Annotated in this window: 8 protein-coding genes; 4 read left to right on the top strand and 4 right to left on the bottom strand. The window is 69.5% G+C overall.

What is annotated here, in order from left to right; all coding sequences use genetic code 11:
* On the top strand, nt 1–320 hold a 320-nt coding region (locus DSP71_RS03455), incomplete at its 5' end, for an amidohydrolase family protein (protein ID WP_147251184.1).
* A gap of 62 nt (nt 321–382) precedes the next feature.
* On the top strand, nt 383–1,828 hold the full coding sequence (locus DSP71_RS03450; protein ID WP_046747464.1) for a Na+/H+ antiporter NhaC family protein: 1,446 nt from the start codon (nt 383–385) through the stop codon (nt 1,826–1,828).
* A 15-nt stretch (nt 1,829–1,843) separates the two neighbouring features.
* Here DSP71_RS03450 and DSP71_RS03445 read toward each other — a convergent pair whose 3' ends face one another.
* Nucleotides 1,844–2,143 (bottom strand): hypothetical protein, encoded by a 300-nt coding sequence (locus DSP71_RS03445; RefSeq protein WP_046747465.1) that lies wholly within the window; start codon nt 2,141–2,143, stop codon nt 1,844–1,846.
* Nucleotides 2,144–2,162: 19 nt separating this feature from the next.
* A complete protein-coding gene (locus tag DSP71_RS03440) occupies nt 2,163–3,431 on the bottom strand; it encodes an Nramp family divalent metal transporter (protein WP_113680367.1) in 1,269 nt (422 codons plus the stop codon).
* A gap of 94 nt (nt 3,432–3,525) precedes the next feature.
* On the opposite strand from DSP71_RS03440, the gene DSP71_RS03435 reads away from it, so the two are divergent.
* Nucleotides 3,526–4,164: a TrmH family RNA methyltransferase gene (locus DSP71_RS03435; RefSeq protein WP_113680366.1), complete on the top strand. Its 639-nt coding sequence runs from the start codon at nt 3,526–3,528 to the stop codon at nt 4,162–4,164.
* 19 nt (nt 4,165–4,183) lie between these two features.
* Here DSP71_RS03435 and DSP71_RS03430 read toward each other — a convergent pair whose 3' ends face one another.
* Together DSP71_RS03430 and DSP71_RS03425 are read right to left on the bottom strand one after the other, a co-directional pair.
* Nucleotides 4,184–4,495, bottom strand: coding sequence for a hypothetical protein (locus DSP71_RS03430; RefSeq protein WP_113680365.1), 312 nt, complete (start codon nt 4,493–4,495; stop codon nt 4,184–4,186).
* Nucleotides 4,496–4,613: 118 nt separating this feature from the next.
* The gene (locus DSP71_RS03425; protein ID WP_058631709.1) at nt 4,614–5,936 is read right to left on the bottom strand and encodes an MATE family efflux transporter; all 1,323 of its coding nucleotides are present in this window, start codon (nt 5,934–5,936) and stop codon (nt 4,614–4,616) included.
* An 84-nt stretch (nt 5,937–6,020) separates the two neighbouring features.
* Between DSP71_RS03425 and DSP71_RS03420 the strand changes: the two genes are divergently transcribed.
* On the top strand, nt 6,021–6,514 hold a 494-nt coding region (locus tag DSP71_RS03420), incomplete at its 3' end, for a DUF1992 domain-containing protein (protein ID WP_147251183.1).

Below are 6,514 nucleotides of genomic sequence, written 5' to 3'. Positions count from 1 at the left end.
CCCCTCTCGCCCTCGGGTCGGACTGGCCCATCGCGCAGAACGATGCTCGTATCGGCCTCGCATGGTCGATGCTGCGCCGACGGCCCGGTGACCCTGATGCGCCCGTGTTCGAGCCCGACCAGGTGCTCTCCCCGTACCAGGCGCTGCACGGCTACACCGTGGGCGCCGCCCTGGCTCAGGGAGATGCCGACCTCGGCCGCATCGCCCCCGGGTTCAAGGCCGACTACGCCGTGTGGGCGGAGAACCCGCTGCACGTCTCCCCGGACGACCTCCCCGACCTTCCCGTACAGGGGACGGTCGTCGGCGGCGTCGAGCCCTGACCCCGGCTCGCCGCCCCCTCGCGCCCGCATCCTCCACACTCCTCCACACTGAGGTGACCCCCATGCCCGAATTCGGCGCTCTCGCGCTCCTGCCCATCGTGGTGATCCTGATCGTCGCGGTCGCCACCAGACGCACCCTGTTCGCCCTCTTCTGCGGCACCGTCGCCGGGGCGCTGATCCTCGGCGGCTGGGGCGGCTTCGACGTCTGGGTCGAGTACACCGGCACAGCCCTCTCCAACGAGACGGCGCAGTGGCTGCTGCTGATCGTCGCGCTGTTCGGCATGCTGATGATGCTGTTCGAGAAGTCGGGCATCGTCACCGATTTCGCCGACTGGGCCGAGCGGTTCGTCACCTCCCGGCGCAAGTCGCTGGTGCTGACCTTCCTGCTCTCGATCGTGCTGTTCGTCGACGACTACCTCAACGTGCTCACCACCGGCACATCGATGAAGCGGGTCACCGACCGCTACCGGGTTCCGCGCACCCAGCTCGGCGCGATCATGAAGATGACGGCCGCGCCGATCGCCGTCCTCATCCCCGTCTCGACGTGGGCTCTGTTCTTCTCCGGGCTCTTCGAGGCGCAGGGGGTGACCGTCGGCGGCACCGGCTTCGGGGCGTACCTGCAGGCGATCCCGTTCATCTTCTTCGGCTGGGCAGCCCTGGCCGTCGCCCTCCTGATGAGCGTCGGCTGGCTGCCGAGGTTCGGCGCGATCAAGCGCGATGCGATCCGTGCCGAGCGCGATGGCGACGTCTTCCCGGTCGGCACGACCGACGAGGAGCGCAGGGCCGAGGGGGCGGCTCTCCTCGCCGAGCTGAAGGCGGACGACCCGGACGGCTCGACCGCGCAGCGGGTGGCGACAGCCCTCGCGACGTCGACCGAGACCGGGAGAAAGCCGCAGCCGTGGGGATTCCTGATCGCCATGGCCGTGCTCGTCGGAGTGACGATCGCGACGAACGCCAACGTGGTCGCCGGCACCGCCGCGTCTCTCGCGGTGACGATCGTGATCGTGCTCGTGCAGCGCCGACTCCGCATCCGCGGGGTGCTGGACGCCGCGCTCGAGGGCATCGAGAGCATGCTGTTCGTGATGGTGCTCACCGTGCTCGCGTTCATGGTGCAGGAGATGAACATCACCCTGCAGCTGGCGGAGTTCGTGATCCAGGTCACCGAGCCCGTGCTCACTCCGGCCCTGCTGCCGGCGATCGTGTTCGCGGTGTGCGGCGTCTACGCCTACGCGACGGGATCGTTCTGGGACCTGGCCGCCGTCATCACCCCGGTCGTCCTCCCTCTCGCGATCGCGCTCGGAGCGGATCCGATCCTCGCGGGTGCCGCCGTGTTCTCCGGTGCGGCGCTCGGCAGCACCACGTGCCTGTACGGCGACGGCATCATCCTCGCGTCGCGGTCGATCGGCATCAAGCCGATCAATCTGATGCTCGCGATCCTGCCCTACGCGGGGATCGCGGCCGGATTGTCGTTCGTGCTCTACCTGGTGACGGGATTCGTCACGGCGTAGTGCCGTCAGCGCGGGTCAGTTCGCGACGGCGACCAGGATGCCGAACGCGGCCTGACCCGCGAAGAAAACGACGAGGAACCCGAGGAGCGCGGCGGCCAGAGACAGGCGGCCGTCGAAGTCCTCGATGTCGGCCATGCCGATCTTGCGTGCCCGGAACGCCAGCACGAGCGTGGCGATTCCGAGGGCGAGCTGCACCCACGGGCTCGCGAGGTCGATGACCTTCGGGAAAGCGATCAGCACGGCGCCGATCACGCCCGTCGCGAAGCCGGTCCAGGTGAGGATGCGGACGTTGCGGCGGGCGTTCTCGGCAGACATGTGTCGAGCCTATCCGGGCTCAGGCGCCCGTCAGCACCAGCCAGAGCAGGGCGCCGTTGAGCGCGATCAGGAGCACGGAGGCGATCACACCTGCCGCCGTCGTCCAGCGGCTGTTCACCCAGGAGCCGAGGGTGCGTCGCTGCGCGGTCAGGGCGACCAGGGGGATCAGTGCGAACGGGATCCCGAACGACAGCACCACCTGGCTGAGGACCAGCGCGAGCGTCGGGTCGAAGCCGATGCCGAGGATCACGAGCGCCGGGATCAACGTGACCAGTCGACGGGCGAGCAGGGGGATGCGCACATGCAGCAGGCCGTGCATGATCTCCGCCCCGGCGTAGGCGCCCACCGAGGTCGACGCCAGCCCTGAGGCGAGCAGACCCACGGCGAAGAAGGTCGCCACGACCGGCCCGAGTCCGGCAGCGAGCGCGGCGTGCGCGCCCTCCAGGGAGTCGGTGCCCTCGACTCCCGCGAGGTTCGCGGCGGCGAGCAACAGGATGCACAGGTTCACGGAGCCGGCGACCACCATGGCGATCGACACGTCCCAGCGGGTGGCCGTGAGCAGGCGGCGGATGCGCGACGCCTCGGTGCGCACGGCCTCGTCGCCGATGTGGTCGGTCGCGGCGCCGAAGCGGTCGCGGGCCAGGGAGGAGTGTGCGTAGATCGCATGCGGCATGATCGTCGCGCCGAGGATGGAGGCGGCGAGCAGGACCGAGCCGGTGTCTTCGAACCGGGGCACCATGCCGCCGATGACGCCCGCCGGGTCGGGGGGCGCGACGAACACGCCTGCGACGAAGCCGATCGTGATGATCGCCATGAGCGCGATGATGACGAACTCGAACGGACGGGCACCGCGACGGCTCTGCACCGTGAGCAGGATCATCGAGACCGCGCCGGTGATGAGGCCGCCGAGCAGCAGCGGCACGTCGAACAGCAGGTTGAGGGCGACCGCGCCTCCGATGACCTCGGCCAGGTCGGTCGCCATCGCGACCAGCTCCGCCTGCAGCCAGTATGCACGGCGGGCCCAGGGGCGCGTGAGCCGTGAGCCCAGCAGCTCCGGGAGGCTCTGCCCGGTGACGACCCCGAGCTTGGCCGACAGGTACTGGATCAGCCAGGCCATCACGTTGCCCGCGACCACGACCCACACCAGCAGGTAGCCGTACTGCGCCCCCGCGGTCATGTTGCTGGCGACGTTGCCGGGGTCCAGGTAAGCGACGCCCGCGACGAGGGCCGGCCCGAGCAGCCACAGACTGCGCGGAGCCCTGGCCGGGGGAACGGTCGGGTTCGTCATCGGAGCGGAAGCATTTTTAGGCACACCGAAACCGTAGCGTATTTTTCGGTGGACCTAAATATCCCCGGACGTGTGGCGGCGCTAGCCTGGCGGGATGGATGACGCGAGCACAGGATCGATCGCCCAACCCGGGTACGGCGTGGGCCCGTGGCCCGGAGGCGAGACGGCCTGGCCGGAGGGCGAGCAGTACGACCCTGAGCTCCTGGCGGCGGGGGACACCCGCAACGTGATCGACCGCTACCGCTACTGGCGGATGGAGGCGATCGTCGCCGACCTCGACACCCGGCGGCATCCGTTCCACGTCGCGATCGAGAACTGGCAGCACGACATGAACATCGGGTCGATCGTGCGCAGCGCCAATGCTTTCCTCGCCGACACCGTGCACATCATCGGTCGCCGCCGCTGGAACAAGCGCGGTGCGATGGTCACCGACCGCTACCAGCACGTCGTGCACCACGAAGACGTCGAGACGTTCGCCGCCTGGGCTGCGGCCGAAGGAGTCCCGATCATCGCGGTCGACAACGTCGAGGGAGCGGTACCCGTCGACAAGGCCGATCTGCCGCAGCGCTGCGTGCTGCTGTTCGGGCAGGAGGGTCCCGGCCTCTCGGCCGAGGCGCTCGCCGCTGCGTCCGCCCACATCGAGATCACCCAGTACGGATCCACGCGCTCGATCAACGCCAGCGCCGCGGCCGCCGTGATCATGTACGAGTGGTGCCGGAGACACGCGGCCTGAACCCGGCTCGTGTGATCGGTCAGCCGCGGTCGATGCCGAAGATGTGGCGATAGATCGCGCTCACGTCGCGATCGAGATGATCCATGCGCTCATGCACCGCCCGGATCTCCGTGCGCACGCCGGCGAACTCGCTGCCCGTCTCGGTGCGCACGCTCGCGAACTCGCTCCGGAACTCGGTGCGCACGCTCGCGAACTCGTTCCGCATCTCCGTGCGCACGCCATCGAACCCGTTCTGCATCGTGCGCAGGAACATCGTCGAGATCAGTGTGATCGTGCCGAACATCCCCGCGGCGAAGACGCCGATCAGAGTCCATACCTGTGGCTCCGTCATCCCCAACATCCCTTCAGTGTCCCTCGATCCTCGTCGAGGGCGCCAGGGGTCGGAGACGTAGTATTCCGCGGATTCCGGGCGTTGTGGAGAAGTCGTGATCGCCGGGTTCGGTGCAGTGTCAGGCTGTGGCGGAGAGCCAGCGCCCCGAGCGCACCCGCCAACCCAGAGTCCCGAGTCGCGCGAGCAGGTACACGCCGAAGAAGGCGACCGCGAGCCAGACGAGTCCCGCAGTGCCGTCGACCCCCGTCGCCGTGACGATCCACAGGGCGGGGAGGAACGGCACGAGGTTCAGGCCGCCGGCGATCGCGAGGTATCGGGCGTCGTTCGCGCCCATGAGCACCCCGTCGAGCACGAAGACCACACCGGCGATCGGCTGGGCGACGGCGAGCACGAGCAGCGCCGGTTGCACGAGGGAGGCGATCTCCGCTGATCCGGTGAAGACGATGCCGAGCACCCCCGACAGCGCGGCGATCAGCGCGCCGACGATCACGCCGAACCATGCGCCCCAAGCGACGGTGCGGGCCAGCACACGGTGCACCTGCTGCTCGTCTCCGGCTCCGAGTTCCTTGCCGATGAGCGCTTGCGCTGCGATCGCGAGGGCGTCGAGCGCGAACGCGGCGGCCGAGAAGATCGTGAAGACGATCTGCCATCCGGCCAGCTCGTCCGTGCCGATTCCGGTGGCGACGCCCACGGTCGCGAGCAGTGCGACGCGCAGGCTCACGGTGCGCAGGAACAGCCAGCCGCCCGATGTCGCGGTGCTGCGAAGACCCGCGCCCTGTGCGCGCAGCGAGGCGCTGTGCCGGGTGGCGAGACGACGGACGACCAGCACGTAGGCGGCGACCATCCCCCATTGCGCGGTCACGGTGCCGGCGGCGGAGCCCGCGATGCCCCAGCCGAGTCCGTAGATGAAGAGCCAGTTGAGCAGGGCGTTCGCGCCGAACCCGAGGCCCGCGATCCACAGCGGCGTCATGGTGTCCTGCATTCCGCGCAGGAGTCCGGTCGCGGCGAACACGATGAGCATGGCGGGAAGACCCCACATCGAGATCACGAGGTACTCGTTCGCCTGGGCGGCCACGGCTTCGCTGGCACCGAACAGCGAGACCAGCCACGGCGAGGAGACCGCTCCGATGACCGCGAGCACGGCGCCGAGCCCGAGGGCCAGCCACATGCCGTTGACTCCCACCGAGACGGCCTCTCCCGGCTGCCCCGCTCCGAAGCGCCGGGCGACGGCCGGCGTCGTGGAGTAGGCGAGGAAGACCATGAGTCCCACGATCGTCTGGAGCACGGCTCCTGCGATGCCGAGCCCGGCGAGCGGTGTGGTCCCGAGGTGCCCGACGAGCGCGGCATCCACGATCAGGAACGCGGGCTCCGCGATCAGCGCGCCGAGAGCGGGGATAGCCAGCCTCAGGATCTCTCGGTTGAGGGAGGCGCGCGCGGTCATCCTCCGAGCCTATGACCTGGCGCCGACCTCGCCCGCTGCCATGGACGTAGGGTGAAGGAGACCCGGATGTCACGGAGGTGCATCATGACGGACCCCAGAGACGCGGCGGCGCGGTACCTCGCACGCAGGAGCGAGCGTGCGGACGCCGACGGGAGCGCGGACGGCGACGCGAGCGAGGAGTCGGGGGCCGCACCGGGTTTCGCCGCTGCCGTCGATCCTGCGGCGTTCATCGAGACGGCGATCCAGGTGGCGATCCGTCGCGGAGAGTTCGACGATCTCCCCGGCGCGGGCAAGCCTCTCGAAGGGCTCGGGACCCACCACGATCCCGACTGGTGGATCCGCCGCAAGATCCAGACCGAGAACCTGACCGGCCTCGGGCCGCCCGCGATCCTGCTGCGCACCGAGGACAGGGAGTTGGACGACCAGCTCGACCTGCTCGGGCGCGAGTCCGATGTGCGCGACGTGCTGGAGGACTTCAACCGTCGCGTGCGGGAGGCGCGTCGCCAGCTTCAGGGCGGTCCGCCGGTCGTGACACCCCTCCGTGACGTGGATCACGAGGTGGCCGCCTGGGCCGAGCG

Origin of the sequence: Microbacterium sp. H6 (assembly GCF_003314775.1) — a bacterium.
In the GTDB taxonomy this organism is placed as follows: Bacteria; Actinomycetota; Actinomycetes; order Actinomycetales; family Microbacteriaceae; genus Microbacterium; species Microbacterium oxydans.
This window is presented reverse-complemented; position numbering and strand designations above follow the sequence as displayed.

What these genes read in the sequence shown, in the direction of transcription:
- DSP71_RS03450 (WP_046747464.1), top strand. Translation starts at nt 383, where the DNA reads ATGCCCGAATTCGGCGCTCTCGCGCTCCTGCCCATCGTGGTGATCCTG.
- DSP71_RS03430 (WP_113680365.1), bottom strand. Translation starts at nt 4,495, where the DNA reads ATGACGGAGCCACAGGTATGGACTCTGATCGGCGTCTTCGCCGCGGGG.
- DSP71_RS03440 (WP_113680367.1), bottom strand. Translation starts at nt 3,431, where the DNA reads ATGACGAACCCGACCGTTCCCCCGGCCAGGGCTCCGCGCAGTCTGTGG.
- DSP71_RS03445 (WP_046747465.1), bottom strand. Translation starts at nt 2,143, where the DNA reads ATGTCTGCCGAGAACGCCCGCCGCAACGTCCGCATCCTCACCTGGACC.
- DSP71_RS03425 (WP_058631709.1), bottom strand. Translation starts at nt 5,936, where the DNA reads ATGACCGCGCGCGCCTCCCTCAACCGAGAGATCCTGAGGCTGGCTATC.
- DSP71_RS03435 (WP_113680366.1), top strand. Translation starts at nt 3,526, where the DNA reads ATGGATGACGCGAGCACAGGATCGATCGCCCAACCCGGGTACGGCGTG.